The following is a 24,524-nucleotide window of genomic DNA, read 5'->3' as shown; positions in this document are numbered from 1 at the left end:
GTTTTGTTTTTGGTGGCACTCGGGCTACCATGCCCACTTCGGCCCAGTGCTGGCCGCCAATCAGGATGATCTTCATGCCCCACCCCTTCGTGCTTATCACCGGCTGCTCCAGCGGCATAGGCCTCGCCGCCGCCAATGCGCTCGGCGCCCACGGCTTCACCGTGATCGCCTCCGCCCGCAAGGCCGAGGATGTCGCCCAGTTGCAGCAGCAGGGTCTGCTGGCGGTGCAGCTGGATCTGGCGGACACCGCCAGCATAGAGCGGGGGGCGGCAGAGGCGCTGGCCCTGGCCGGGGGGCGCCTGTTCGGGCTGTTCAACAACGGTGCCTACGGCCAGCCCGGCGCACTGGAAGACTTGCCCACGGAGGCGCTCAAAGCGCAGTTCAACACCAATCTGTTTGGCTGGCACCATCTCATTCGTCAGGTGCTGCCGGCCATGCTGGCCGCAGGCGAGGGGCGGATAGTGCAGAACAGCTCGGTGCTTGGCCTGGTGGCCATGAAGTATCGCGGCGCCTACAACGCCAGCAAGTTCGCGCTGGAAGGCTACACCGACACCCTGCGCCTCGAGCTCGAGGGCAGTGGCGTGCACATCAGCCTGATCGAGCCCGGCCCCATCGACACCCGGTTTCGCGCCAATGCCCGCGACGCCTTCGTACGCCACATCGATCCGGCCCAGAGCCGCCATCAGGGCGCCTATCGCCAGACCCTGACCCGGCTGGAGAAAGAGGGCTCTACCAGCGGCTTCACGCTGCCGAGCGAGGCCTGCATACCGCCGCTGCTGCACGCGCTCCAGAGCAAGCGCCCCAGGCATCGATACCCGGTCACCCTGCCCACCAGGTTGTTCAGCATATTGCGTCGCCTGTTGCCGAGCCGCTGGCTTGACCGGATCCTCGGCAAGTCGGCCTGATCCCCGGCGGGACTGATCCCCGCCCGAACACGTGCATCTGCTCAGTAGTGCTGGCCATTGCTGTCGTACCGGGACTTGACCGTCTGGACAGCATCGCTATCCAACGTGACATGCGTTCAATAGTGCTGGCCGTTGCTGTAGTAGGCGCTCTTGACGATGGGCAACACCTGCACCACCACATAGCTCTGCTCACCCAACACCGCCTTGAGGTGACGGGTGATGAGGGCGGCTGCGGCATCCTGCACCTCCTGCGGGCGCTCGAACCAGACCAGCTCCACGAAGGGAAAACCGGCGTCGATCGCACCGTCCCTCACCTGAGTGCTGGCAACGCACTCCAGGGTGACGAACTCCGGCTTGCCGCCAGTCAGGGCGCAGAGATCCGCCATCAGGGACGTGCTTATCTGCTGCAGGGTGTCGACAGAAACTGCCCGAAAACGAAGGTGGGGCATGGGAAACCTCTTGGCTGTGACAAATGAGGACTTATCATAGAGCACTCATCCCGCTCACATAAGGTGCCTCATGAGATTCCATCGCACGCTGCTTCCCTTCCTGCTGTGCCTGCTGCTACCGCTGCACGCCTTTGCCGACCCGGCCTTCTACCGCATCAGCAAGGGCAACGAGCAGCACTGGGTGCTGGGTTCCATCCATGCGGGCAAACCCTCCCTCTATCCCCTGCCGGATCCCATCGAGCGCGCCTGGCAGCAGAGCCACGCCCTGGTGATGGAAGTCGACATGACCCACATCAGCCAGGCGCAGTGGCAGGAGATGGGGGCCATCACCCGGCTGGTGGATGGCAAGACGCTCAAGGATCACCTGCCCATCGATCTATACCGGCGCACCCTGATCGCCGCCGGCCAGAACGGCCTCAACGAGAGCATGCTGGCGCCGCTGCGTCCCTGGTTCGCGGCCATCACCCTGACCCAGGCCGCGCTGGACCGCACCGGTTACCGCGGTGAATTCGGGGTGGATCAGCACTTCGCCAAACGGGCAAACGACGGCGGCAAACCCATCATCGGATTGGAGACCCTGCTGGAACAGCTTGGCTATCTCGCGAGCGTCGGTGACAACCAGACCCTGATGCTGGAGAGCACCCTGGATGAGTTGCCGGACCTCGAGAAGGGGTTCGCCGAGGTCATGAAGGCGTGGCAGGACGGGGATCAGGCCACCCTGATCAACCTGCTCAAGGAGGAGATGGCACCGCCCAAGCTGCAAGCCTGGCTGGAGCAGACCCTGCTGGCGGAGCGCAACCGCAACTGGGTCAAGCAGTGGCCCGGCCTGCCAAACGAGAGCTTTATCGTGGTAGGGGCCCTGCACCTTTACGGCGAGCAGGGCCTGCTCGCGCTGCTGGAGCAGCAAGGCTGGCGCATCACGCCGCTCACCGAACCCGCAGCGGCAAACTAAGTCCGCCAGACAGGCGTCCTGTCACCGGGCAGGGTGCCGGGTGCGAGGCTGCTCACAGAATTCGCTGCCGATTAAATAACCACAAAGGGAGTTGATCGAGATCATCTCCTCACTCCCAAAGAGGTATTTATCATGCCTGTCATCGCGCAATGACAGGAGTGGACGAGATGGAATTCTGGATGAACCTGATGTTCGGCAACAGCGTGGGGCTGATGTCCATGCTGGTGATTATCGGCACCTTCCTGCTGATCAGCGCCTACGCGGTCTATTTCATCTACAAGGTGATGCACGCAGAGCCGCCGAAAGAGGGTCAATAACCCGGCGCGACACCAGGTGCGGGCCCCTTAGCCCGCCGCGCCCCGCCATTCTAAGCACGGGTCAGGCCCGCTATAATGCCCCCTCATTCTCATGCGGGGAGCCTGCCGTGTCTCATAACGACGAACTCTCACTGTTCCTGCAGGAAGTGGCCGACGTGCGGCCGCTGCGCAGCGACCACATAGCCCCCAATGCGGGCAACAGCCTGCCGACCGAGGCGCAACTCGCGCGCCGGGAAGCCGCCACCGCCGAACAGCTCGCCCTGAATCACCTCGGCACGGAGGCGGTCGAGATGCTGGATCCCCACGACATCGTCGGCTTCAAGCGCGACGGCGTGCAGGAGGGGGTCTACAAGAAGCTGCGGCTCGGCAAGTACGAGCTGCAAGGCTCCCTCGACCTGCACCACAAAACCATCAAGGAGGCGCGAACCGCCCTGGTGCAGTTCATCCAGGAGTGCGAGGTGCGCGACATCCGCTGCCTGCTGATCCTGCATGGCAAGGGGGAGCGCAGCACGCCGCGCGCCCAGCTCAAGAGCCATGTCAGCGCCTGGTTGCCGCAACTGCCTGCGGTGATGGCCATGCACAGCGCCGAGCGTCGCCACGGCGGCAGCGGCGCGCTCTATGTGCTGCTGCGAAAGAGCGAGCGCAAGAAGACGGAAAACCGCGAACGTCACCAGAAGCGCCTCGGCTGACCGCCTGAGGGTGGCCCCCGCCCGCGGCACAGTGCTAGCATCGGGCAGCCCCGATCATGCCAGGTACGGGGTGCATACCATCAGGGACGATAACAAGGACAATCCCATGTCATACCAGAAACTCGAACAACATCAGCAACAACTGCACCGCCTCTCCCACCTGTCCGCCATCTGCGGCTGGGATCAGGCCGCCATGATGCCGGAGGGGGGCAACGAGGCCCGCGCCGAGGCGATGGCGGAGCTCGGCGTGCTGATCCACCACAAGCGCACCGCCCCCGAACTCGGCGACTGGATTGCCAGGGCCGAGAGCGAACCGCTGGACGCGACCCAGCGTGCGAACCTCGCGGAGATCAAGCGCCACTGGCAGGATGCGAGCCTGCTGCCAAGCGAGCTGGTGGAGGCGCTCTCCTTGGCCGGCAGCAAGTGCGAGCACGCCTGGCGCCGCCAGCGCAAGGAGAACGACTGGGCGGGCTTTGCCCCTAACCTGGAGGAGGTGGTGCACCTGTCGCGAGAGGTGGCGACCTTGCGCGCCGAGGCGCTCGGGGTACGCCCCTATGACGCCATGCTGGCGCTGTACGAGCCCGGCATGACGAGCGCACGGCTGGACGAGATCTTCGGCGATCTCACGAGCTGGCTGCCCGACCTCATCCAGACCGTGAGCGAGCGGCAGAAGAGCGACGCCATCCTCACCCCACAAGGCCCCTTCCCCATCGCGACGCAGCAGGCGCTCGGCCAGGAGGTGATGGGGCTGCTCGGCTTTGATTTCGCGCACGGCCGGCTCGATGTGAGCAGCCACCCGTTCTGCGGCGGCGTACCGACGGATGTGCGCATCACCACGCGCTACAACGAGCAGGAGTTCGTCTCCAGCCTGATGGGCATAGTCCACGAGACGGGCCACGCGCGCTACGAACAGGGGCTGCCGCGCCATCTGCTCGGCCAGCCGGTCGCCGAGGCGCGCTCCATGGGCATTCACGAGAGCCAGAGCCTGTTCTGCGAGATGCAGCTCGGCCATCACCCCGCGTTCCTCGCGCAGATAGCGCCGCGCATTCGCGCGCACTTCGGCGAGCAGGCTGCGCTCGCACCGGCGAACCTCGAGCGGCTGTACAACAGGGTCGAGCCAGGCCTTATCCGCGTCGATGCGGACGAGGTGACGTATCCGGCGCACGTGATACTGCGCTACGAGCTGGAGCGCGATCTCATCGAGGGGCGCATCGAGGTCGCGGACATCCCGGCGCTGTGGGATGCGAAGATGCAGCAGTGGCTCGGGCTGTCCACGAAGGGCAACTACCAGAATGGCTGCATGCAGGACATTCACTGGACGGACGGCTCGTTTGGCTACTTCCCGAGTTACACGCTCGGCGCCATGTACGCGGCGCAGCTGCGCTTCGCGCTGGAACGTGAACTCGGCGACATGGGGCAGCTCATCACGGCGGGCCGCCTGCCGGAGATCTTTGGCTGGCTCGGTCGCCACATCTGGTCCCAGGGCAGCGTGCACGGCACGGACGAGCTCATCCGTCGCGCAACCGGCGAAGCACTCAATCCGCAGTGGCTGCGCAAGCACCTCGAACAGCGCTATTTGAAATAAGCGCCTTCCCAGGGCGCGACCCTCGTCGCGCCCTGTTATCCCCTCCCCGAGCACCCGATTTTTTTGCTATCCCTGTCCGTTTTTGGCTAGTCACCCCTCTCGCCCCCGCTTAGTCTCTGGGACATGCCCACAGAAATCCGAGTCATGCCATGAACACAGCGCCCCCAGTCCCAACGCCCCAGGACGAGATCATCCCCGGCCTCACGCGCGAGCAGTGTCACGCCGCCCGGCTCGCACGGGACGCGCGTTTCGACGGCCGCTTCTTCACCGGCGTGCTGTCCACCGGCATCTATTGCCGCCCCATCTGCCCCGCACGGGCGCCGCACGAGCACAACGTGCGCTATTTTCGCTTCGCGGCGGCGGCGGAGCAGCACGGGCTGCGCCCCTGCCTGCGCTGTCGCCCGGAGCTCGCACCGTCCCAGAGCGGGGATCTGCCGCCCCTGGTCGCCCAAGTGCTGGCGCGCATCGAGCGCGGTGAGCTCGCGGAGCACAGCCTGGGCGCGCTCGCGGCGCAAGCCGGGATCACTGAGCGCACGCTGCGGCGTCAGTTCGAGCAACACCTCGGCGCCTCGCCAAAACAGGTGGAGCAGACGCGCCGCCTGTTGCTCGCGAAGCGGCTGCTGACGGAGACGCGGCTGCCCATCACGGACGTCGCGTTCGCGTCGGGCTTTGCGAGCATTCGCCGCTTCAACGATGCCTGGCACCAGGCGTACGGACTGACGCCCGGTGCCCTGCGCAAACAGGAAGGCGGTGCGCCAGCGCAGACGCCGCAGGCAAGCCTGCAGTTGCAACTGATGTATCGCCCGCCGTTCGATGCGCAGGCCATGCTCGCGTTCTACCGGCTGCGCGCCATTCCGGGGCTGGAGCGGGTGGATGAGCACGGTTATGAGCGACGCCACCGGGTTGGTGAGCAGGAGGGGCTCGTCCGCATCGAGCCCCTTGAGGGGAACAGGCTCAGGCTGACGGTGCAGGATCTGCCGCCGAGTGCACTGCCGGACATCCTGTATCGCGTGCGCCGCATGTGGGATCTCGATGCGGACATGGTGCGCATCGGCAAGCAACTCGGGCAGGATCCGCTGCTGGCGCGGATACAGGGGCGCTGGCCCGGGGTGCGGCTGCCGGGGGGCTGGGACGAATACGAGGTGATGTTGCGCGCCATCGTCGGCCAGCAGGTGTCGGTCAAGGGCGCCATCACCATCATGGGGCGCCTGGTGGCGCGCACCCTGGCGCAGTTCGGCACGGCGCAGCTACCCACGCCGGCGCAGCTGTGCGAGCTCAATCTCGACGGCATCGGCATGCCGGGCAGCCGCATCCGCACGCTGCAGGGATTGGCCTCGGCGCTCGCGAGCGGCGCGCTCACCCTTGGCAGCGCGAGCGACGAGCAACTGCTCGCGCTGCCGGGCATAGGGCCCTGGACGGTCGCGTACTGGCGGCTGCGCTGCGGGCTGGACACGGACGCCTTCCCCGCCTCGGATCTCGTGCTGCAAAAGGCGCTGGGGGGCGGCACCAAGCTGCCGGTGAAGGAGGTGGAAACGCGCAGCGCGCCCTGGCAACCGTGGCGCGCCTATGCCGCGAGCTGGCTGTGGCACGCCATGAGCGAGCAGCCTGCACTGCTGACAGACCCGGCCCGGGAAAACCCGGACAACGAACCCAAGGAGACAACCCCATGATCCGTTACGATATGTTGCCCACCCGCTGCGGCGATCTGCTGGTCGCCATCGATGAGCGCGGTCTGGTCCACGTGGACTTCGTGGCCGGGTTGCGGCCGCTGCCAGACATGAGCGACTGGCGGCAGGACGGCGAGGCGCTCGCCCCCTTTCTCGCGGAGTTTCGAGACTACTTCGCGGGCCGGTTGCAGCGCTTCACGCTGCCGCTCGCGGCGCGGGGCACGGCGTTTCAGCAGGCGGTGTGGCAGGCACTGTGCGACATCCCCTATGGCGAGACGCGCAGCTACGGCGACATCGCCCGCGCCATCGGCAAGCCGAGCGCGAGCCGTGCGGTGGGCGCCGCGAACGGCCGCAACCCGCTCTCCATCATAGTGCCCTGCCATCGCGTGATTGGCCAAAGTGGCAGCCTCACCGGCTATGCGGGCGGCCTGCCCATCAAGCAGGCGCTGCTGCACCTCGAGGGGATTTCGCGCTGACCCACGCCTCTGAGTCTCCACAACCAGGGGCCGTCCGGCCCCTGGCCATTCATCCCATCCAGCCTGTACAGCCTGTACAGCCTGTACAGCCAGACAAGAGATTGAAAAAAACGGTTATACCGATGACTCCGAGAAGGTGAAAGCGGGACGCCGCCCCCCGGTTGAATACTTGCCGGTCACTGGCCTCAAAGCACGGCGCCGACGGGAGTTTGGGCGAATACTTCGAATACCGGGATGACGCTGCGCGTTGGCAGCTTGCTGACTATCGAGATCACGGCGTGTTTCCTGGCGATCCGATCGCGGCTATCGCCGCGATCCGTTTGAAACGAGGAGGAAACATGTCCACTCCAGTCACCGTCACTGAATTCCAGGTGAAGTCCCACGGCGCCCCAGACGAGGTGCGCACCCCCGACAAGACCCGGGTCGAGGTCGTCAAACTCGATGGCTACACCATAGGGCGGTTCAACTTCGCCCCCGGCTGGCGCTGGTCTGACTGCATCAAACCGGTCGTCAAGACGGAGCAATGCCAGCTCTCGCACCTGGGTTACGCCGTCTCGGGGTCGCTCACGGTCCGTCTCGCAGATGGCACCCTCAAGACCATCAACGCCGGGGAGTCCTACACCATTCCACCGGGGCACGATGCCTGGGTCGAGGGCGATCAGCCGTTCGTTGGCATCGAGGTGCTGAGCGCCGATCAGTTCGCCAAACCATAGTGTGTCGTCGGCAACCTGCCAGGGTTGCGACCGAACCCACCGGTGGGCGCTCGCCCACCGGTACAGACCTCCCAGCAGCCTCGTCTTGTCCACCCGTCATGGTTCCACAGCCATACCGTTTCCCCCTGACGACCGGAGGCGTGGGCAAGAATTCAAATGGTGGCTTGCCCGCAGTGTGCCCGGCAGCCCTAGCGTCCCTTGCTCATTGCCGCTTTCAGGGCCGGGTTGAAGACGCGCTTGAGGGAGGCGGGGTTGTTCACCAGCTTGGCCGCCGGGCGGCGCGGGCGTCTGACCAGCTCGCCGCCACAGTTGGGGCAGGTCAGGTGCAGATACTGATCGTTGCACTCGGCGCAGAAGGTGCACTCGAAGGAGCAGATGTAGGCCGTCGCTGTGTCGGCGGGCAGATCCCGGTCACAGCATTCACAGTTCGGTCTGAGTTCAAGCATGGGCTGGTTCCTGAAAGAGGAAGGGGGAGACGGGAAAGGGCGCGGCTCAGTCGACGATAAAGAGCCGGGCTCCCTGATCGGTGTAAGAGCGATGGGGCTCGGCGTTGTCCGCCACCTGATAGCTCATGCCCGGCGTCAGGGTGAAGACGCGGCCATCCTGCAGCTCGGTGTGCAGCTCCCCCTCGAGGCAGAGCAGCACATGGCCCTTGCTGCACCAGTGATCCGCCAGATACCCGGGGGAGTACTCCACCATCCGCACCCGCAGATCCCCGAACTGCCGGGTGTGCCAGCGGGCGACGCCCCGTTCCCCCTTGTGTTCGGTTGGGGCTATCTCGGCCCAGTTCGTGGTGCAAAACGGCAGTGCATTGATGTTCATGACAGATCCTTTGTCAGCAGAGGAAGGCTGGGGGAAGACGACTCACCACGAGATATCCGTGATAAGGCCGCGCCCCCATACTGCCATCAAATCCGCTCTCGCCCTATGCCCACTCGGGCAGCCATCACCCCTTGAGGCTGCCCATCACCTGCATCTCGCAGCGATGGCAGTCAAAGCGCAGGCGGAAGCTGTCCTTGCCCATCTTGAGCTCCAGCGGCTCGGCCTTGAGGCCGGGCACCTCCTTCGGGCAGAGGTGCTGGCTGTAGCGAATGCAATGTTTCGTGGTCATCAACACCACCTCCCCCAGCTCCTTGTTCGCCTCGTAAGCAGGGGCGATGCGCCCCACCCCGTGGTCGCGGAAGAACTGTTCGGCCGCGCTGTTCAGCACGTTGCCGAGGTAGGAGAGACGGTGCTGGGGGTAGGTGGCGCCTCGCAACGGGATGCGCCGCTCGGGTCGCCGGTAGGCGGCCAGACGGGCCGCCTCCAGGGCGGCGATGGCGTCCCGGCGCAGGCCGTTGAGCACGGATGCGGCAATAAACAGGGGAGAAGTGAATACCAACTCAATCTGGCGCGCCTCAAACAGGGTGTTGCCGAGTTTGCCAAGCTGATCCCTCGCCTGTTGCAGCGCCCGCGCCGGATTGTCGGCCGGCAGCTTGTCGCAGGGGAACGTGACGGTGGCACTGATGCCCTGCTCGTCGACCAGTGCGAGCCGTAATCCCTCGTCGCACTCGGAGAGGTGCATGTCAACCCGGATGCGGCGATCCGCACTCGGCTTTTCCAGCAACTTGCTGAATGCCTGATCGTGGTTGCGGTAGATCTCGGCACCGACCTTGAGCCCGGGCATGCGCTCCGACAGCAGTAACTGCTTGCCTTCCACCTTGTTCAGGCGCATCCCCACCAGCTCGCCCCCCGGCTTGAAGAAGCCGAGGCCGTCGCCGTTGTTGAGGGTCACTTGCTTGCCGTCGATCTCGATGCCATCTCGGGTCACCCTGCTGACGCGCCCGAGCGGCTCACCCAGATATTTCGGGCTGCGCGGCGAGTCGATGTCCGGCTTTCGGCCATGGAGGAAGTAGTCGGTGCTGCCCCGGTTGAAGCTCTTCTTCGGATCCGGCGTGAAGCCGTAGCTGCAACGGCCAGCGGAGGCGGCCACCAGATCGGGGCGGCGCTCGAGAATGGCGTCCAGCTTCTGGCGATACCAGGCGGTGACGTTTTTGACGTAGTCCAGCCCCTTGAGGCGCCCCTCAATCTTGAAGGAGCGGATGCCCGCGGCGATCAGCGCCTCCAGGTTCGCGCTCTGATCCATGTCCTTCAAGGAGAGCAGGTGACTGTTCTCCACCAGCACCTCACCCCCTGGCGTTTGCAGGGAGCAGGGCAGCCGGCAGAGCTGGGCACACTCGCCACGGTTCGCACTGCGCCCGGTGCGGGCGTGGCTGATGTTGCACTGGCCGCTGTAGGAGACGCACAGGGCGCCGTGGATAAAGAATTCCAGCTGCACCTGGGTCTGGGCGCTGATGGCACGGATCTGCTCTAGGGACAATTCCCGGGCCAGCACCACCTGGGAGAAACCCACGTCCTGCAGAAACTTCACCTTTTCCGGCGTGCGGTTGTCGGTCTGGGTGCTGGCGTGCAGCGCGATGGGGGGCAGATCCAGGGCCAGCAGCCCCATGTCCTGCACGATAAGCGCATCGGCCCCGGCTTCGTAAATCTGGTGGGTCAGGCGCCGGGCCTGCTCCAGCTCGTGGTCATGCAGCAAGGTGTTGAAGGCGACGAACACCTGGGCGCCGAAGCGGTGGGCGTGGCGGGCCAGCGCTTCGATATCTTCGAGGGAGTTGCCCGCCGCGCTGCGGGCGCCAAAGGCGGGGCCGCCCATGTAGACGGCATCGGCGCCATGGTTGATGGCTTCGATGCCATAGGCGAGGTTCCTGGCCGGGGCCAGCAGCTCGAGGCGGTTAGTCTGGGTGTGATCCTGCATGGGTCTGGTCTGAAGGCGGACGAGAAATGCCCGTCACTCTAGCGAGACCGGGCGCCCTTCGCCTTGATCCCGCTTAAGATCACCGCAGAATGCAGGATTGGATCAGGCCCCTATCCCACCTTTGGGACGCGGGCTCAAAGCACCACCTTGAGCGCCAGCCCCAGCAACACCAGGCCGCTGACCTTATCGATCACGAAAGACTTGGCCTTGAGCCAGGCCAGCACGGGCCCACGGGAGAGCACTAGGGCCACCAGCACGTACCAGAGCGCGTCTATGCCCCCGGCGGTCAGCATCATGATGCTCCCCTCGCGCCAGCCGGTATCGGCGTGCACGAACTGGCTGAACAGGGCGATGAAGAAGATGGCGAGCTGGGGGTTCAAGAAGGCCACCATAAAGCCTTCGAACGCCCCCTGACGGCCACGGGCACCGTGCACCGTCTCGTCGGCAGCGTCGCCACTGGCGGGCCTGGCCAGCAGCGCCTTGACTCCGAGCCAGGCGAGGAAGGCGGCGCCGCCGTAGCGGATCAGATCAAACAGCAGCGGGGTCTGGGTGATCAGCACCGAGAGACCCAGCGCCGTGATGAGGGCGTAGATCCCCACCCCCAGGCCGTGGCCGAGCGCCGTAGCCACCCCGTGGCCCTGCCCCCCCTGTACCGTGTTGCGGATGATCAGCGCCAGGCTGGGCCCCGGACTGATGGCCCCCATCGCGCAAATGGCGGCGAGCGCCAGCCAACTCGTCATTTCCATACCCTTTCCTTCTATCTAGTCGAATGTCTCTAACTGGGATCAGGGTAGGAGGCGGCCAGCTATGCCAGAAGTGAAAGTTATGAATAGAGTCCATAGCCAACGGCTATAGGCTGGCATAACCGACTGCCCTAGCGGAGCGGGTCTGCCTTCAGCCCCAGCTGTTTGCGGCTCTCCCCCAAGGTGCGCTGCAGATGATCCCGCAGGAAGGGGTAGGCCAGCTCGCGAAACCAGCGGTGGGCCGGATCCAGGTGGTGGCGCTGGTGCCACAGCAGATGATACTGCTGCACCCGGGTGGCGAAGGGCAGATCGCAAAAACTCAGGGCGTGCTCCCGGGAGAGCTGCCAGGCGATATGGGCCGGGGTGGTCATCAGACAGTCGGTGCGCAGCAGCACCTCCACCGCCGCCTGGAAGAAGGGCACCCGGGCAAACCAGCGGCGGGAGAGCCCCCGGGGCGCCAGTACCTGCTCCACCGGGCTGTCCTTGTCGCCGCCACCGCTCACCTGCAGATGGGGCCAGGCGAGGTAGTCATCCAGGCTGGGCACCGTGCCCGAGAGCGGGTGGTGACGCCCCATCAGCATCACCAGCCTGTCCTCCCCCTGGTGCAGGCCGCGGATCTGATCCGGCACCAGCTCGGTGATGGTGGAGACCAGATCCAGCTCGGACTGCCACAGCTGCGGCAGCTGGCGCTTGTCCCACAGGCTGTACTCCAGCGCCGCCCGGGGCGCCGCCCTGGCCAGCGCCGCGCAGATGTCGGGCAGGATATGCTGGGCCACGTAGTCGGAGGAGGCGAGCCGGAACACCCGCTCGCAGCGCTCGGGGGCAAACTCCGGCGCCGCATAGAGCCGATCCAGGGCACCGAGGGAATCGGCAAGCGCCGCCGCCAGACTCTCTGCCCGCGGGGTCAGCAGCCAGCGCTGCCCCTCCCGCACCAGCAGCTCGTCACCAAACTCGCTGCGCAGCTGGCCGAGCTGCTTGCTGATGGAGGGCTGACTCAGGTGCAGCAGCTCCGCCGCCCGGCTGATGTTGCGGGTCTCCAGCAACACCTTGAGGGTGGGCAACAGGTTGAGATTCGCTTTGTGCACTGACAACACCTCGGGAAGGGAGAACCTGGGTCGGGCTCTCATCTTAAGACAAGGAGCCGCGGGAATTTAAGCAAAATCACCACCTTGTTCCCCCTGCGCCCCCTTGCGCTCCCCTCCCCGCGGGATGACACTGGAAACCCTGTACGACATAATTGCGCAATGTCTTCCGCCCGCGGGCGATCCACAACAAGAAGCGATAACAAGATGAAATACGCCAATATCACCGGCTGGGGCAAATGTCTGCCTCCCGCAGTGCTGACCAACGATGCCCTCAGCACCATCATGGATACCTCGGATGAGTGGATCTATCCGCGTACCGGCATCAAGGCCCGCCGGGTCTCCCACGTCAGCACCCAGGCACTCGCCACCCTGGCCGCCCGCCGTGCCCTGGCCTGCGCCGGTCTGGACGCCGGTGAACTCGATGGCATCATACTGGCCACCGCCACCCCGGGCACGCTGGTGCCCAACTGTGCCTCCGCCGTGCAGCAGGCCCTGGGCGCCCACAAGGCGGCGGTGTTCGATCTCAATGCCGCCTGTACCGGCTTCGTATATGCGCTCTCGGTCGCCACCTCCCTGGTGCAGACCGGCATGATGCAGAAGGTGCTGGTGATAGGCGCAGAGCGCCTCACCCAGTTGCTGGACTGGGCCAAGCGCGACACTGCCGTGCTGTTTGGCGACGGTGCCGGCGCCGTGGTGATAGAGGCGAGCGAGCAGAAGAGCGGCCTGATTGCCAGCAAGCTCGGCTGTGACAGCGAGGCGCGGGAGATACTGCACGTGCCGAACTTCGGCACCGATCGGGTGCGTTTCGCCGACATCGACGGCCTGTTCACCTTCAACTTCGAGGGGCAGGAGATCTTCAAGCGCGCCGTGCGCGGCATGGGCGAGGCCACCGGCGTAGTGCTGACCCAGGCCGGCATAACCCCCGAGCAGATCGACCTCATAGTCCCGCACCAGGCCAACGTGCGCATCATAGAGACCCTGGCCAAGCGCATGAACGCCCCCATGGAGAAGGTGATGGTCAACATAGAGCAGTACGGCAATACCTCCGCCGCCACCGTGCCCATCGCCCTGTGCGAGGCGCTGGAGCAGGGCCGGGTCAAGCCAGGCAGCTATCTGCTCACCGCCGCCTTCGGGGCCGGTCTGACCTGGGGTGCCGCCCTCATCAAATGGGGCGAGCGCGTCACCCCCCTGACGCGCTGCGACGACGAACTCCCCCCCTGCGAGCAGAGCGCCCTCGAACTCATCGCCCACGCGGTGCAGGGTTGCCAGCAGGCGCGCCCCTCCGACGCCTGAGCCTCGCCACTGCCATCCTTTGCCGCATAAAAAAGAGGAGCCCATCATGGCTCCTCCGTGTATCTCCTCCCTGCCGGCCCTCCCTGGACATCGACATAAAAGTCATTGAAAAGCGTGAATTTTGAGCGAGAGATATCAAAAAATAACCAGTCGACACTTTTTTGTCGTCAGAATGCGGCCAAGGGGTTCACAACCTTGCCGGATCTGGTAGTATGCGGCCTCGCACTTGGGGAGGGGTTCCCGAGCGGCCAAAGGGATCAGACTGTAAATCTGACGGCTCTGCCTTCGAAGGTTCGAATCCTTCTCCCTCCACCATTCAAGTGCGAACAATCAGGAAAATACCCCGTGGAGGGGTTCCCGAGCGGCCAAAGGGATCAGACTGTAAATCTGACGGCTCTGCCTTCGAAGGTTCGAATCCTTCTCCCTCCACCATCTTCCTGCATTGCATGCAAGGCCTGTAAAAAGTAGTACCCCTGTGGAGGGGTTCCCGAGCGGCCAAAGGGATCAGACTGTAAATCTGACGGCTCTGCCTTCGAAGGTTCGAATCCTTCTCCCTCCACCATCCTTCAGAAAACCCGGCCTCGCGCCGGGTTTTCGCTTTTCTGGAAAGATTCCATTCGGCACTGTCAGATCTGACAATTGCCCTGCTCCGCGTTTTTCGAAACAGTGGACTCCTCACCGTCAGGAGCCACCTCGCATGTTTGCAATCTGGGATGAAACCGGCCAGGAGCAGGGCTTGAGCCTGCCCCAGCTGCAGCAACGGCTGCACCATTATCAAGGGGACGTCATGGTGCGTTATCTCAATCGCCTCGGCCTGTCGACAACCCTGTTTCTGACCATCCATCAGGGCCAGGCCTACCAGCGCTTCAAGGCCGGCACACCGCCACTGGACTGGGAGTGGCTGGCCCAGGCCATGCATGGTACGCCCCTCCTTGATGCCGGAGGCCACCAGCCGGAACACGCACTTCGCTGACACCTCACCCGACCTCCCAGGGACCCATTTCATCACGCGCCCCTGCTTCCTGACGGATCTCCCTCGCGGCTCTCCAGCCAGCCCCTGCCCACGCAAGCAACAGGTTGATTATCAGACAATTCCTACAGCGGCTGGATGACTGCGCCTTGTATGATGCGCAGCCATATTCGTCCATCAGGTGAGTGCCATGTTTGCGTTCAAAGAAGAGTATCCGATGAGTGCCATGGCAATGATGGCCATGGCAGATGTTGCCGTTCCCTTTTACCAGCCGATCATCGGTCGGGACCGTCAGGTCAAGGGGTACGAGGCGCTGGCCAGGCGCTGGGATCCGGTGGCGCAATGTTATCAGGGCATCGATTTTGCCTCGCTCAGCCAGGACGAGTCCCTGCATCTGGATATCGTCATGCTCAGGGCCATACTGCGCGACCTGCCCGTGCTCGCGCAAAAAGGCCCCTATACGCTCTCCATCAACCTCAACCCGGCGCCTTCCAGTCCGACCTATCAGAATCTGTTGCTGCTGGTGTTGATACAGGCCCGCAAGGTGGGGATCGACATCTGGTTCGAGGGGCTGGAGCACACCCGGCTGGAGAGCCAGTACAGGGCGCTGATCGAGGTGCTGCGCGCCCATGGCGCCCACATCGCCTGCGACGACTTCGGCTCCCTGGAGTGCAACTTTCAGCGGCTGATGGCACTGCCCTACGAGGTAGTCAAGCTGGATCGCTCCCTGCTGCTGCAGGCGGCGTGCACCTCACACGCCTTGAAGATGCTGGTGGGGCTGGTGAAATACCTGCAGCGACTCGGCATGGCCGTGGTGTGCGAAGGGGTGGAGACCCAGACCCATATCGAGATAGCGAACCGCCTCGGCTGCGACTACCAACAGGGCTACGCCTACGCCATGCCCTCCCCCCTCTCCCGCTGGTTCTGAACACCCGGAGCCAGAGGCCAACGCCTCCTGTCCCTTCCTTCTTTCTCGCTGGTCATGAACACCCGGAGCCAGAGCGCCAACGCCTCCTGTCACTTCCTTCTTTCTCGCTGGTCCTGAACGCCCGGAGCCAGAGCGCCAACGCCTCCTGTCACTTCCTTCTTTCTCGCTGGTCCTGAACGCCCGGGACCCTGGCTGCCGGCTCATCCCGCCCCTTCCTCTTCTTCAGGCTGTGAATGGTCTCACAGTTTGGCTCATTCAGAACCCGTTTCGGCCCCGCCTCTCTATAATGGGCCCGCCTGGGCTTCTTTGACTCTCAGGCATAACCTGTTGATGCTACGGAATATTACAATGAAAAATATCAGCAAATCCCTACTGGCCGTTGCCATTTCCCTCGGATTGATGGCAGGCTGTAACAGCCAAAATGACTCCGAGACCCCGACCCCCATGGTTCGCTTCGCTACCTTCAACCTCTCCTTCGATCGCACCGCCGCCGGCATGCTCGCCGGTGAACTGGCCCTCAGTCGCACCGAGCAGGATGCATTGCTGGCGCGCCTCGCCGACGGCACCTTGAGCGGCGCCGAGAAGACCAAGGCCCTCAATGTGCAGCAGGTCCGCAACATCGCCGAAATCATCCAGCGCACCCGGCCGGACGTGTTCCTGCTCAACGAATTCGACAATGACGGCAAGGGCAGCGACACCACGGACCTCAAAGCCTTCAACGACAACTACCTGGCCCATGCCCAGCACGACGAGGTGAAGGCCATCAGCTACCCGGTGCTGCAGAATTTCGCCACCAACACCGGCCTGATGAGCGGCCATGACCTCAACCTGGACGGCAAGGTCAACAACGGGCCGGACGACGCCTGGGGCTTTGGCAACTACCACGGCCAGTACGCCTTCGCCGTGATGTCCCAGTACCCCATCGATACCAAGCAGATCCGCACCTTCCAGAAATTCAAGTGGAAGGACATGCCGGGCGAAGTGAACCCGGTCATCGACGACTGCAACAATGCCAAGGCGCCGATCCCGGCCGGCCGCCAGTGTGGCGATGCTTGGTATGACGATGCCGCCTGGCAGGCCTTCCCGCTCTCGTCCAAGAACCACGCCGACGTGCCGGTGCGCATCAAGCGCGGCAACAAGGAGGAGGTGATCCACTTCCTCATCTCCCACCCGACCCCGCCCATCTTCGGCAACGCGGCGCGCCACAACGTCAAGCACAACCGGGCCGAAGTCGCCTTCTGGCAGGATTACGTGGAGACCGCCAGCTACATGGTGGATGACGCCGGCAAGGCCGGTGGCCTGCCCGCGGGTGCCAAGTTCGTCATCGCCGGCGATCTCAACGCCGATCCCCAGATTGGCGATGGCGACCTGACCGCCATTCAGGATCTGCACAACCATGTGCTGGTCAACCAGGCCGTCACCAACGGCGCCCTGATCCCGGTCAGCCAGGGCGGGCCCGAGTGCCTCGCCAGCCAGCCGGATCAGTGCAAGCGCAACAACAACCGCCCCACCCCGGAGCGCATCACCAGCAGCAGCGGCCTGCTGCTCGACCACGTGCTGCCCTCCGCCAACCTGAACGCGGTTGCCTCTGGCGTGTTCTGGCCGGCCAGCTTCGAGCCGGGCTACCACCTGGTGTATGACGCCAAGCTGGGCATCGCCAAGGGCGTCAGCTCGGATCACCGCCTGGTATGGGTCGACTTCAAACTGTGACAGTGACGCAGAGCAGATAAGCAACGGGGCCCGCAGGCCCCGTTTTCATTGGTTCCTCATACCAGCTTCTCCACCCGGGCCGGCAGCCCCTGACGGGCCGACGAGCCGATGGCCCAGTCCACCAGGGGGTAGCGGCCATGGCGGCTGGGATCCAGCACCGCCAAGTCATTCAGATTGACCCCGGCTCCGCGCAGCGGATTGGCGACCACTTTCTGGCCGTCTATCCAATGTTCCCGCGCCCCCAGCTCCTTGTGGCCGAAACCGTGTTCGATGGCGATGGCATCGGCCTGCACCCCGGCCACGCACTCGGCCACCCCGATCACGCTGCCATCCGGGGTGCTGACCCGCACCCTGTTCCCGCTCTCGATGCCCAACTGCGCCGCCGTCTGCGCATTGAGCCGCACCCGGTTGCTGGGGTTCACCTGGCGCAGGCGATCCGAGCCGATGCTCATGGAGCTCATGGTGTGGGACTTGTAGCTGGTGAGCAGCAGCGGCCACTGGGCCGGCTTGAACGCCTCATTGAGCGGCGTACCGTCCGCCAGCTGGGGGCGGAAGAAGCGCGGGGTACCGCTCAAGTATTGCCCGCTCTGGCTGTGGCGGCGGCTGCCCACCTCGGGGTTCCATACCATCAGCGGCTTGGGCCAGCGCTTGCTTGGCTGACCCGCGTCATCGCGCCCCTTGGCCGCCGGCTCGAAGCGTCCGCCACGAGCGAAGAGGTAGGCGGCGCGACCCGCCTCCTCCGCACTCAGGGTGGCGTTCAGCACTGGCAGGATCCGCGCCACCCCGGACCAGGCGAGATCCTCAGGCCCGATAGGAGGCACCGGCTCGCCGAGATAGGCGACGTTGGCCGCCCCGTAGAGGGAGAAGTCCGCCGCCCGGTTCAAGCCGTGCACCTTGCCGTCTGCCCCTTTGAGCGCCCCCTCGCCAAAGCCCGGCAGCCCCAGCCGTTTGGCCACCGCGATAAAGAAGGACTCCATGCAGACCGGATCCCCCTCGGCAGTCTTGGCGACACGGGGCTCCACGATGGGCCAGCGGCCGGTGGAGACCTTGGTCATCACCCCGTGCCAGGCGGTGGCCCAGCCCCAGGACTCGTAGGTGAGGGTATCCGGCACTAGGTAGTCCGACAGCGCCGACGACTCGTTGATGAAGCTGTCGATGCTGACCACAAGGGGCAGCACGGCAGGGTCCTTGAGCTGCTCGCCTATGGCCTTGCTGAGCCCGGCCTGGCCGTAGAGGGGATTGCCCATATGATTGATCCAGGCCTTGAGCCGGTAGGGATAGCCGTTCACCGCCGCAGTCAGGTGCTCGCCGAGCAAGGGGCCGGAGATGGGGAACCAGGGCTCTTGCGCCGGATAGGGATTCTGGCCCGCCTCGCGCTTGCGCCGATATTCAGAGGTCTTCTCGTAGGGGAACTTGGATCGCGACAGGAAGACTCCGGTGGGTTTGACCATGCCGGGGAAGCTCGCCAGATCGTAGCGCGGCCCCGCCCCGAAGGGATCGAACTTGCCGCCGCTCGCCACGGCGCCGCCCCGGGCGTTGAGGTTCCCAATCATGACGTTGAGCATCATGATGGCCCAGGCCGAGTAGAAGCCGTTGGCGCTCATGGTGCCGCCATGGGAGACCACCGCCGCCCGGGTGCCGTGGCTGGTGAACTCCCGCGCCAGCGCCTCGATGTCAGCCACCGGCACGGCGCACTCGGCGCTGTATTGCGCGAGAGTGTGCTCGCGGCACGCCTCGGCCAGCAGCTGGAAGCTGCTCTTGACCGCGAACTCCCCCTTGGGGCCCTGAAGGGGGCGATCCACCCAGAGGTTGGCCCGCTCACACTGGCCGGCGGGTCTCGGCTCGCCGCTGCTCGCCTCCTCTACCAGCATGGCGTCCCCCTCCCCATAGGCTTCCCCATCAAAGGGCAAGCCAAGATCGCTGGCCCGCAGCATCTGACCGAAGCGCGGGTGAGACTCGTCGCAGAGTACCAGGTGGCTGGCGTTGCAAAAACCGCGATAGCCGGCCCGCTCGGCGGCAGCGGCATGGGGTGCCGTCAGGAAGGGCTCGGCGTAGCGTTGGTTGTCGATGATCCAGCGCAGCATGGCCATGGCCAGCGCCGAGTCGGTGGCGGGGCGGATGGGCAGCCAGCGGTTGGCGGGGGCGGACGGCATGTTCACCGTGTTGGGCAGGCTGGGGGCCACCACCACGTAGGAGAACGGTTTGCCCGGTCGCGCCCGGTTCGCCGCCAGCTGACGGGACTGGCGCTTGAAGGGGTTGCCCGATTGCTGGGGCGAAGTGCCCATGAACAGCAGGAAGTCGCTCTCGTCCCAGTCCGGCTTGAGGTGGGCGTTCTTCTCCAGATCGTCCAGCAGGGCGCCGGCCCCGACCCGGAACGACAGGCCGCAGTAAGCGCCGTGGTTGGCAAAGTTGCGGGTGCCGAAGCTGTTGAAGGTGAAGCGCTTGATGAAGTGATCCCGCCCCTCGTCCGAGGCGTTGCTCACCAGCAGCTGGTTGGCTCTGGGGCCGTACTCCGGGTTGGCCGGGTCGAGCGGCTCGGCGAGGTTGCGAATGGCCCGCAACCCATCCACCTGGCCCTCGCCAAACAGATCGCCCCCCTCCACCACCTCGGCCACCAGCTGCTCGAAGGGGATGCTCTGCCAGCGACCGCTGCCACGGGGCCCCACCCGCTTGAGACAGCGGGTGACCCGCTGCGGGCTGTCGAGTTGCTCCAGCATGGCATTGCCCCGCGCGCAGGCGGTGGAGCGCCCGTCCAGCCCCCCTTCCTGGTAACCACTGGTTGCGAGCAGCGCCTGCTTGACCGGGGTCTTGAAGTCGATGTGATGGCGGGCGGAGAGGGGATGATAGGGGTTGCCCAGGATCCGCACTATCTGGTCGCGATCGTTGTCGATGCGGGCCCGCACTCCACACAGGGTCCAGCAGCCGAGGCACATGGTGTTGGCAACCCGCTGGGCCGGGTTGGGGTGCAACTCCCCCCGCTCGTCAACCCGGTACTCCACGGCCAGCGAGTTGCCATGGATGGGATCCCGGGTCGGCTGGCCCGAGCTGCCGGTGGCGAGGCCACTCGCCACCTGCTTGAGGGTATCGCTGTAACCGGCGACGAACAGCCCGGTGCCACCGGCGATGGCGGCGCCCTTGAGAAACTTGCGTTTGCTGTGATCCATCAGAGTGCCTCGTGTGCAAAAGGAGTGGGTGCCTTGATGGCGGGGGAAACAGAGGGGCGCACCAGCTCCGAGAGGGCCACCAGCAGGGCCAGCAGCAGACCGAAGGTGCCGAGAATGCCGAGCACACCGGCCGGTCCCCAGACGATTTCATAGAGATAGACGCCGGCCCCGTACTTGGGCGCGAGCTGCCCCTGAATGAGTACCAGCCAGCGCAGGCCCCACACCAGGTGCAACCCCAGCAGCGCCAGCCCCCAGAGTGACAGGCGGGCAGAGATCCTTCGCCGGAGCAGCATCAGCAGGCTGGCCAGCCCCAGGGTCAACAACAGCCAGTGGGCCGCCAGCCGCCAGCTAGGATCGAGCCGATAGAGGGCTGCGGCCTCTGCCGCCGAGGCGCCGCCAAACAGGGCCCAGCCCAGCAGGGAGAGCGCCAGCAGGCTCAAGGTCCAGCCGCTCTGGCGCAGCAGGGTCGACTCGGTCTGGGCACGCCAGCCCGCCAGCAAGCGGTTGAGCAGCAGCAGGGCACTCTGGGCCCCCAGCACGGCGCTCAGGGTCAGCAGCCAGGGCAACCAGGGGGTATGCCAGAGCGGACGCGCCGCCACCGCCATGGTCTCGAGCCCGGTGTAGAGGGCGATGCTGAGTCCGCTCAGGGCGGCCAGCAAAGAGAGGGGCCGCAGCCAGACGTGCCCCGACCAGTTTCCCAGACAGAGCAGCCTGACAAGGCGGGCTATCTTGTCCCCTTCTGCGCCGCGCCGGGCCAGGGCAGGCCTTAGCAGTAGCCAGCCGAGCAGCATGGAGAGCAGGCTGTACAGCGGCAGCAGATAGGCTCCATACCACATGACGGAACCAAAGCGCGTCTGGGCGTAGAAGTGCCAGGCCCGGGCCGGCTGGTGAAGATCCGCGGTCAGGGCGATGGGGGCCACCAGGCCGGCCGCCACCATCAGCACCGCCGCCAGGGTCTGCAGCCGCGGGTCCGGCGCCTTGCGCCACAGCTCAAAAGCGCCGAGCCAGAGTGCCCCGTAGGCGAGGCCGATGAGAAAGAAATATTGCACCGCCCAGGGCAGCCAGGTGATGGGCTGAGCCGGGGCCAGCAGTTCGTTAATGACCATGGACTATCTCCTTGCCATCGTCGGTGAGCAGGGTGCGCAGGGCCGGGTTGCCGTCGACCTTGCTGACGAAGGCCTCGTCCATGCCGAGATAAAAGACCCGCGGCTGGGTATTGGCCTCCGGCTTGAGCACCTTGAGGGCCGACTCGTGTTCGCGCAGCAGCCGGCTGATCCGGCTCTTGGGGTCGTTCAAATCCCCTATGATGCGCGCCTCGCCGACACAGCTCTCCACGCAGGCGGGCAGGAGCCCCGCCTCCAGCCGATGGGCGCAGAAGGTGCACTTGTCGGCGGTGTTGGTCTCGTGGTTGATGAAGCGGGCGTCGTAGGGGCAGGCCTGCACGCAGTAGCCGCAGCCGACGCACCAGTCGTTGTTGACCACGACGATGCCGTCATCGCGCTGGAAGGTGGCGCCGGTGGGGCAGACATCGAGGCAGGCGGGCTCGGCGCAGTGGTTGCACAGCCTCGGCAGCATCAAGAGGGAGGCGGGAGCCTCAAGGGCGGCCACATCGCTCACCTCGTACTGGCTCACCGTGGTGCGAAACTGGCCGAGGGGAGGCTGGTTTTCGATGGTGCAGGCCACGGTGCAGGCCTGACAGCCGACGCAGCGGCGCAGGTCGATCAGCATGCCGTAACGCTTGCGCCCGTCCCCCCGGCTGATGGCCGCACGCCCGTTGCGGGGAGTGGGAACGGACTGCGCCTGAACCTGGGTGACGGGGATCAGGGCCGCCCCTGCGGTGAGGGCGGCGATCCCGGATAACAATCGGCGCTTGCTGGGCTCCATGGCGTCTTTCCTTCTGCTGAGCTGGCTTGAAAGGGGTTGGGCCGATTGTCCTCAACGCAGGAAGTCGCCTCTATTGTGGTTTTCCACATACCGGGAGCCGGGTTGATCCAGCGCAATAAAAAATGCCCCAGCCCTGCAGAACTGTGACCTGGGCGGCGTTTGCCGCCCCTCCCGGCCCCGTTCGCGTGCAAGCGCACGTCCCGGTGATAGACTGCCCCCTTTGCACCTAGAGGAGAGCCCCCTGCACGTCCCAGTTCCCTTGCCCCTGCTCAGCCTGCTGCTCTGGCTCGCGCTGTCAGCCCTGCCGCTGCGGGTGCAGGCCGCTCCGACCCCCTCTTCGCCAGCGCCAGCCCGACAGGAACCCACGTCATCCCAGGTCACGCCGGTGCGGGCCTTGGCCGAGCCGATACGCATCGGCGTGCTGGCGACCCGCGGCCCGGCCCTGGCCAGAGCCCAGTGGCAACCGCTGCTGCGCTGGCTGGCACAGCGCGTGCCCGGCCATCGCTTCGTGCTGCATCCGCTGGGGCTCGATGAACTGGCCGAGGCCGTCGCCCGCGAGCACCTCGATTTCGTCATCACCAACCCGGGCCAGTCGGTGAGTCTGGCGCGCCAGTACCCGCTGGCCTGGCTCGCCACCCTCAAGAGCCCGGCCACAGGGGACAATCTCGCCATCGGCGCCGCGCTGGTGGTGCCCGCCCAGGCCCCCTACCGACACTGGCGTGACCTCGAGGGGCAAGCGGTCGCCGCCGTTTCGGAAAACGCCTTCGGCGGCTACCTCGCCTATCGTTTCGAGGCGGGCGAACAGGGGGTCAGGCTGGAACGTTTCTTCTCCACCGTGCAGTTCACCGGCTTTCCACTGGACCGGCTCATCGAGCGGCTGGCGGCAGGAGAGGTGGCCGCCGCCATCGTGCCGGTGTGCCAGCTCGAGCGCATGGAACGGGAGGGCAAGATCGCCAGGGGGGCGTTTCGGGTGCTGGACGATCAGGCGCCCCCCGGCTTTGGTTGCCAGAGCTCGACCCGGCTCTACCCCAACTGGTCCTTCGCCAAGACAGAGCGAGCCTCCCCCGCGCTGGCGTTGGCGGTGACCCGCGCGCTGTTCGACCTGCCCGCTGATAGCGAGGCGGCCATCGCCGCCGATTCGGCGGGCTGGACCGTGCCCACCAGCGAGCTCGCCATCGACCGCCTGCTCAAGGCGCTGGATCGCCACCCGCTGCAGGGCCCCTGGTGGCAAGCGGCCTGGCACTGGCTGCGCCAGCATCAGCAATGGGGCTGGGGCGCCCTGGCGCTGCTGCTGCTGCTGGGGGGTCACCACCTGCTGCTGCAACGTCTGTTCAACCGCAGCCAGCGCCGGCTGCTCAAAGCCCGCCACCAGCTCGAGCAGAAGGGACGCCAGCTGGCACAGGCCAGACGGCTCGCCGAACTGGGCGAGCTGGGCGCCAACGTGGCCCACGAGATCAATCAGCCCCTCAGCGCCATCGCCAACTACAGCCAGGGGGCCTTGTTGCGACTGGACAGATTGGCACAGGACCCGGCCCAGACTGCCGCCCAGGCCTCCCTGCGTCAGGCTCTGGAGCAGATAGGGCTGCAGGTCCAGCGCATCACCCAGACCGTCAACCGGCTCAGAGCCCGGCTGCAAAAGCGCCCTCCCCGCTTCGAGCCTTGCGACCTGCCCACCCTGGTGGCGGAGCTGCGCCCCCTGCTGGAGCAGATGCTGGCGCCCCTCGACGTCACCTTCACCCTCCACTGGCGGGGCCAGCCGCGCCGGCTGCCTCTGGACGGCACCGGGATGGAGCAGTTGTTGGTCAACCTCATCAAGAATGGCGCCGAGAGTGCGGCGCAGAGGGCACGCTCCGCTGTTCACTCTCCTGCTCACCCCCCTAAGCAAGCAGCGGCACAGGAGCCTGCCCGGGTCGAGCTGTTGATCGCCTTCGAGGCGCAGAGATTGCTGCTGGAGATCCGCGACAACGGTGCCGGGCTGAGGGTCCCCGCGACCGAACTGCAGCAGGCGTTTTACAGCGACAAGCCGGATGGCATGGGGCTGGGGCTCGCCATCTGCCGGGAGGTGGTCGAGAGCCATCGCGGCCAGTTCAGTCTGGAGAACCTGAGCCCCCACGGCTGTCTGGCCCGGGTCACTCTGCCCGTGCCGCCACCCGAGGCCCCCGCCTCAGCCCCCCCACCACTCTCCTGACACCGAGGAACT

The 24,524-nt window shown here is 65.5% G+C and carries 22 protein-coding genes and 3 tRNA genes; 16 read left to right on the top strand and 9 right to left on the bottom strand.

Going from position 1 to position 24,524, the window contains the following annotated elements; genetic code table 11:
• The first annotated feature begins 74 nt into the window (after window positions 1-74).
• A complete protein-coding gene (locus tag KW824_RS09975) occupies window positions 75-905 on the top strand; it encodes an SDR family oxidoreductase (RefSeq protein WP_043132046.1) in 831 nt (276 codons plus the stop codon).
• A 116-nt stretch (window positions 906-1,021) separates the two neighbouring features.
• Here the strand turns inward: KW824_RS09975 and KW824_RS09970 are convergent, their stop codons facing one another.
• On the bottom strand, window positions 1,022-1,354 hold the full coding sequence (locus KW824_RS09970) for a DUF1904 family protein (RefSeq protein WP_218409694.1): 333 nt from the start codon (window positions 1,352-1,354) through the stop codon (window positions 1,022-1,024).
• Window positions 1,355-1,424: 70 nt separating this feature from the next.
• Between KW824_RS09970 and KW824_RS09965 the strand changes: the two genes are divergently transcribed.
• From KW824_RS09965 to KW824_RS09935, 7 genes are all read left to right on the top strand, one after another.
• Entirely contained in the window at window positions 1,425-2,306 is an 882-nt protein-coding gene (locus tag KW824_RS09965; protein ID WP_218409693.1) for a TraB/GumN family protein, read from the top strand.
• Between the two features lie 167 nt (window positions 2,307-2,473).
• Window positions 2,474-2,623, top strand: a complete 150-nt coding sequence (locus tag KW824_RS09960; RefSeq protein WP_081805766.1) for a DUF3149 domain-containing protein — start codon at window positions 2,474-2,476, stop codon at window positions 2,621-2,623.
• A gap of 107 nt (window positions 2,624-2,730) precedes the next feature.
• On the top strand, window positions 2,731-3,312 hold the full coding sequence (smrA, locus tag KW824_RS09955) for a DNA endonuclease SmrA (RefSeq protein WP_218409692.1): 582 nt from the start codon (window positions 2,731-2,733) through the stop codon (window positions 3,310-3,312).
• 106 nt (window positions 3,313-3,418) lie between these two features.
• A complete protein-coding gene (locus KW824_RS09950; RefSeq protein ID WP_218409691.1) occupies window positions 3,419-4,897 on the top strand; it encodes a carboxypeptidase M32 in 1,479 nt (492 codons plus the stop codon).
• Window positions 4,898-5,046: 149 nt separating this feature from the next.
• Window positions 5,047-6,567 carry an AlkA N-terminal domain-containing protein gene (locus tag KW824_RS09945; protein WP_218409690.1) on the top strand — a complete coding sequence of 507 codons (1,521 nt, stop codon included), beginning with the start codon at window positions 5,047-5,049 and terminating at the stop codon, window positions 6,565-6,567.
• Window positions 6,564-7,040 (top strand): methylated-DNA--[protein]-cysteine S-methyltransferase, encoded by a 477-nt coding sequence (locus KW824_RS09940; RefSeq protein WP_218409689.1) that lies wholly within the window; start codon window positions 6,564-6,566, stop codon window positions 7,038-7,040. The genes KW824_RS09945 and KW824_RS09940 overlap by 4 nt, the downstream gene beginning before the upstream one ends.
• Window positions 7,041-7,378: 338 nt before the next feature.
• Window positions 7,379-7,753, top strand: a complete 375-nt coding sequence (locus tag KW824_RS09935) for a cupin domain-containing protein (RefSeq protein WP_041206310.1) — start codon at window positions 7,379-7,381, stop codon at window positions 7,751-7,753.
• A gap of 188 nt (window positions 7,754-7,941) precedes the next feature.
• Here the strand turns inward: KW824_RS09935 and KW824_RS09930 are convergent, their stop codons facing one another.
• From KW824_RS09930 to KW824_RS09910, 5 genes are all read right to left on the bottom strand, one after another.
• Entirely contained in the window at window positions 7,942-8,199 is a 258-nt protein-coding gene (locus tag KW824_RS09930; RefSeq protein ID WP_218409688.1) for a DUF1272 domain-containing protein, read from the bottom strand.
• Window positions 8,200-8,245: 46 nt separating this feature from the next.
• Window positions 8,246-8,575, bottom strand: a complete 330-nt coding sequence (locus KW824_RS09925) for a DHCW motif cupin fold protein (protein ID WP_218409687.1) — start codon at window positions 8,573-8,575, stop codon at window positions 8,246-8,248.
• Between the two features lie 124 nt (window positions 8,576-8,699).
• Window positions 8,700-10,547, bottom strand: coding sequence for a U32 family peptidase (locus KW824_RS09920; protein ID WP_218409686.1), 1,848 nt, complete (start codon window positions 10,545-10,547; stop codon window positions 8,700-8,702).
• Window positions 10,548-10,681: 134 nt separating this feature from the next.
• Window positions 10,682-11,293, bottom strand: coding sequence for a LysE family translocator (locus KW824_RS09915; protein ID WP_218409685.1), 612 nt, complete (start codon window positions 11,291-11,293; stop codon window positions 10,682-10,684).
• Between the two features lie 128 nt (window positions 11,294-11,421).
• Complete coding sequence (locus KW824_RS09910; RefSeq protein ID WP_043132026.1) at window positions 11,422-12,375, bottom strand: LysR family transcriptional regulator; 954 nt, start codon at window positions 12,373-12,375, stop codon at window positions 11,422-11,424.
• 204 nt (window positions 12,376-12,579) lie between these two features.
• Here KW824_RS09910 and KW824_RS09905 point away from each other — a divergent pair, with 204 nt between their 5' ends.
• The 7 genes from KW824_RS09905 (at window position 12,580) to KW824_RS09875 (ending at window position 17,276) form a co-directional block, all read left to right on the top strand.
• Window positions 12,580-13,668, top strand: a complete 1,089-nt coding sequence (locus KW824_RS09905) for a ketoacyl-ACP synthase III (RefSeq protein ID WP_218409684.1) — start codon at window positions 12,580-12,582, stop codon at window positions 13,666-13,668.
• Window positions 13,669-13,898: 230 nt separating this feature from the next.
• Window positions 13,899-13,983: transfer RNA gene (locus KW824_RS09900), tRNA-Tyr, on the top strand.
• A 32-nt stretch (window positions 13,984-14,015) separates the two neighbouring features.
• A tRNA-Tyr gene (locus KW824_RS09895) sits at window positions 14,016-14,100 on the top strand.
• A gap of 45 nt (window positions 14,101-14,145) precedes the next feature.
• Window positions 14,146-14,230 (top strand) — tRNA-Tyr (locus KW824_RS09890).
• Window positions 14,231-14,365: 135 nt separating this feature from the next.
• A complete protein-coding gene (locus KW824_RS09885; protein ID WP_042649139.1) occupies window positions 14,366-14,641 on the top strand; it encodes a hypothetical protein in 276 nt (91 codons plus the stop codon).
• Window positions 14,642-14,828: 187 nt separating this feature from the next.
• Window positions 14,829-15,566, top strand: coding sequence for an EAL domain-containing protein (locus KW824_RS09880; protein WP_218409683.1), 738 nt, complete (start codon window positions 14,829-14,831; stop codon window positions 15,564-15,566).
• 348 nt (window positions 15,567-15,914) lie between these two features.
• Entirely contained in the window at window positions 15,915-17,276 is a 1,362-nt protein-coding gene (locus KW824_RS09875) for an endonuclease/exonuclease/phosphatase family protein (RefSeq protein ID WP_218409682.1), read from the top strand.
• Window positions 17,277-17,332: 56 nt separating this feature from the next.
• On the opposite strand, the gene KW824_RS09870 is transcribed toward KW824_RS09875, so the two are convergent.
• From KW824_RS09870 to dsrO, 3 genes are read right to left on the bottom strand one after another with little or no spacing between them, the layout of a single operon-like run.
• Entirely contained in the window at window positions 17,333-20,440 is a 3,108-nt protein-coding gene (locus KW824_RS09870) for a tetrathionate reductase subunit A (protein WP_218409681.1), read from the bottom strand.
• Complete coding sequence (nrfD, locus tag KW824_RS09865; protein WP_218409680.1) at window positions 20,440-21,546, bottom strand: NrfD/PsrC family molybdoenzyme membrane anchor subunit; 1,107 nt, start codon at window positions 21,544-21,546, stop codon at window positions 20,440-20,442. The genes KW824_RS09870 and nrfD overlap by 1 nt, the downstream gene beginning before the upstream one ends.
• Window positions 21,536-22,324 carry a sulfate reduction electron transfer complex DsrMKJOP subunit DsrO gene (dsrO, locus tag KW824_RS09860; protein ID WP_218409679.1) on the bottom strand — a complete coding sequence of 263 codons (789 nt, stop codon included), beginning with the start codon at window positions 22,322-22,324 and terminating at the stop codon, window positions 21,536-21,538. Before dsrO ends, nrfD begins: the two co-directional genes overlap by 11 nt.
• 259 nt (window positions 22,325-22,583) lie before the next feature.
• Here dsrO and KW824_RS09855 point away from each other — a divergent pair, with 259 nt between their 5' ends.
• Window positions 22,584-24,512 carry a sensor histidine kinase gene (locus KW824_RS09855; RefSeq protein ID WP_218409800.1) on the top strand — a complete coding sequence of 643 codons (1,929 nt, stop codon included), beginning with the start codon at window positions 22,584-22,586 and terminating at the stop codon, window positions 24,510-24,512.
• Window positions 24,513-24,524: the final 12 nt, after the last annotated feature.

It is taken from the genome of Aeromonas sp. sif0611 (assembly GCF_019218845.1).
GTDB classification, from domain to species: domain Bacteria; phylum Pseudomonadota; class Gammaproteobacteria; order Enterobacterales; family Aeromonadaceae; genus Aeromonas; species Aeromonas media.
The sequence above is the reverse complement of the archived record's forward strand: the minus strand, read 5'-3'. Positions and strand labels throughout refer to the sequence as shown.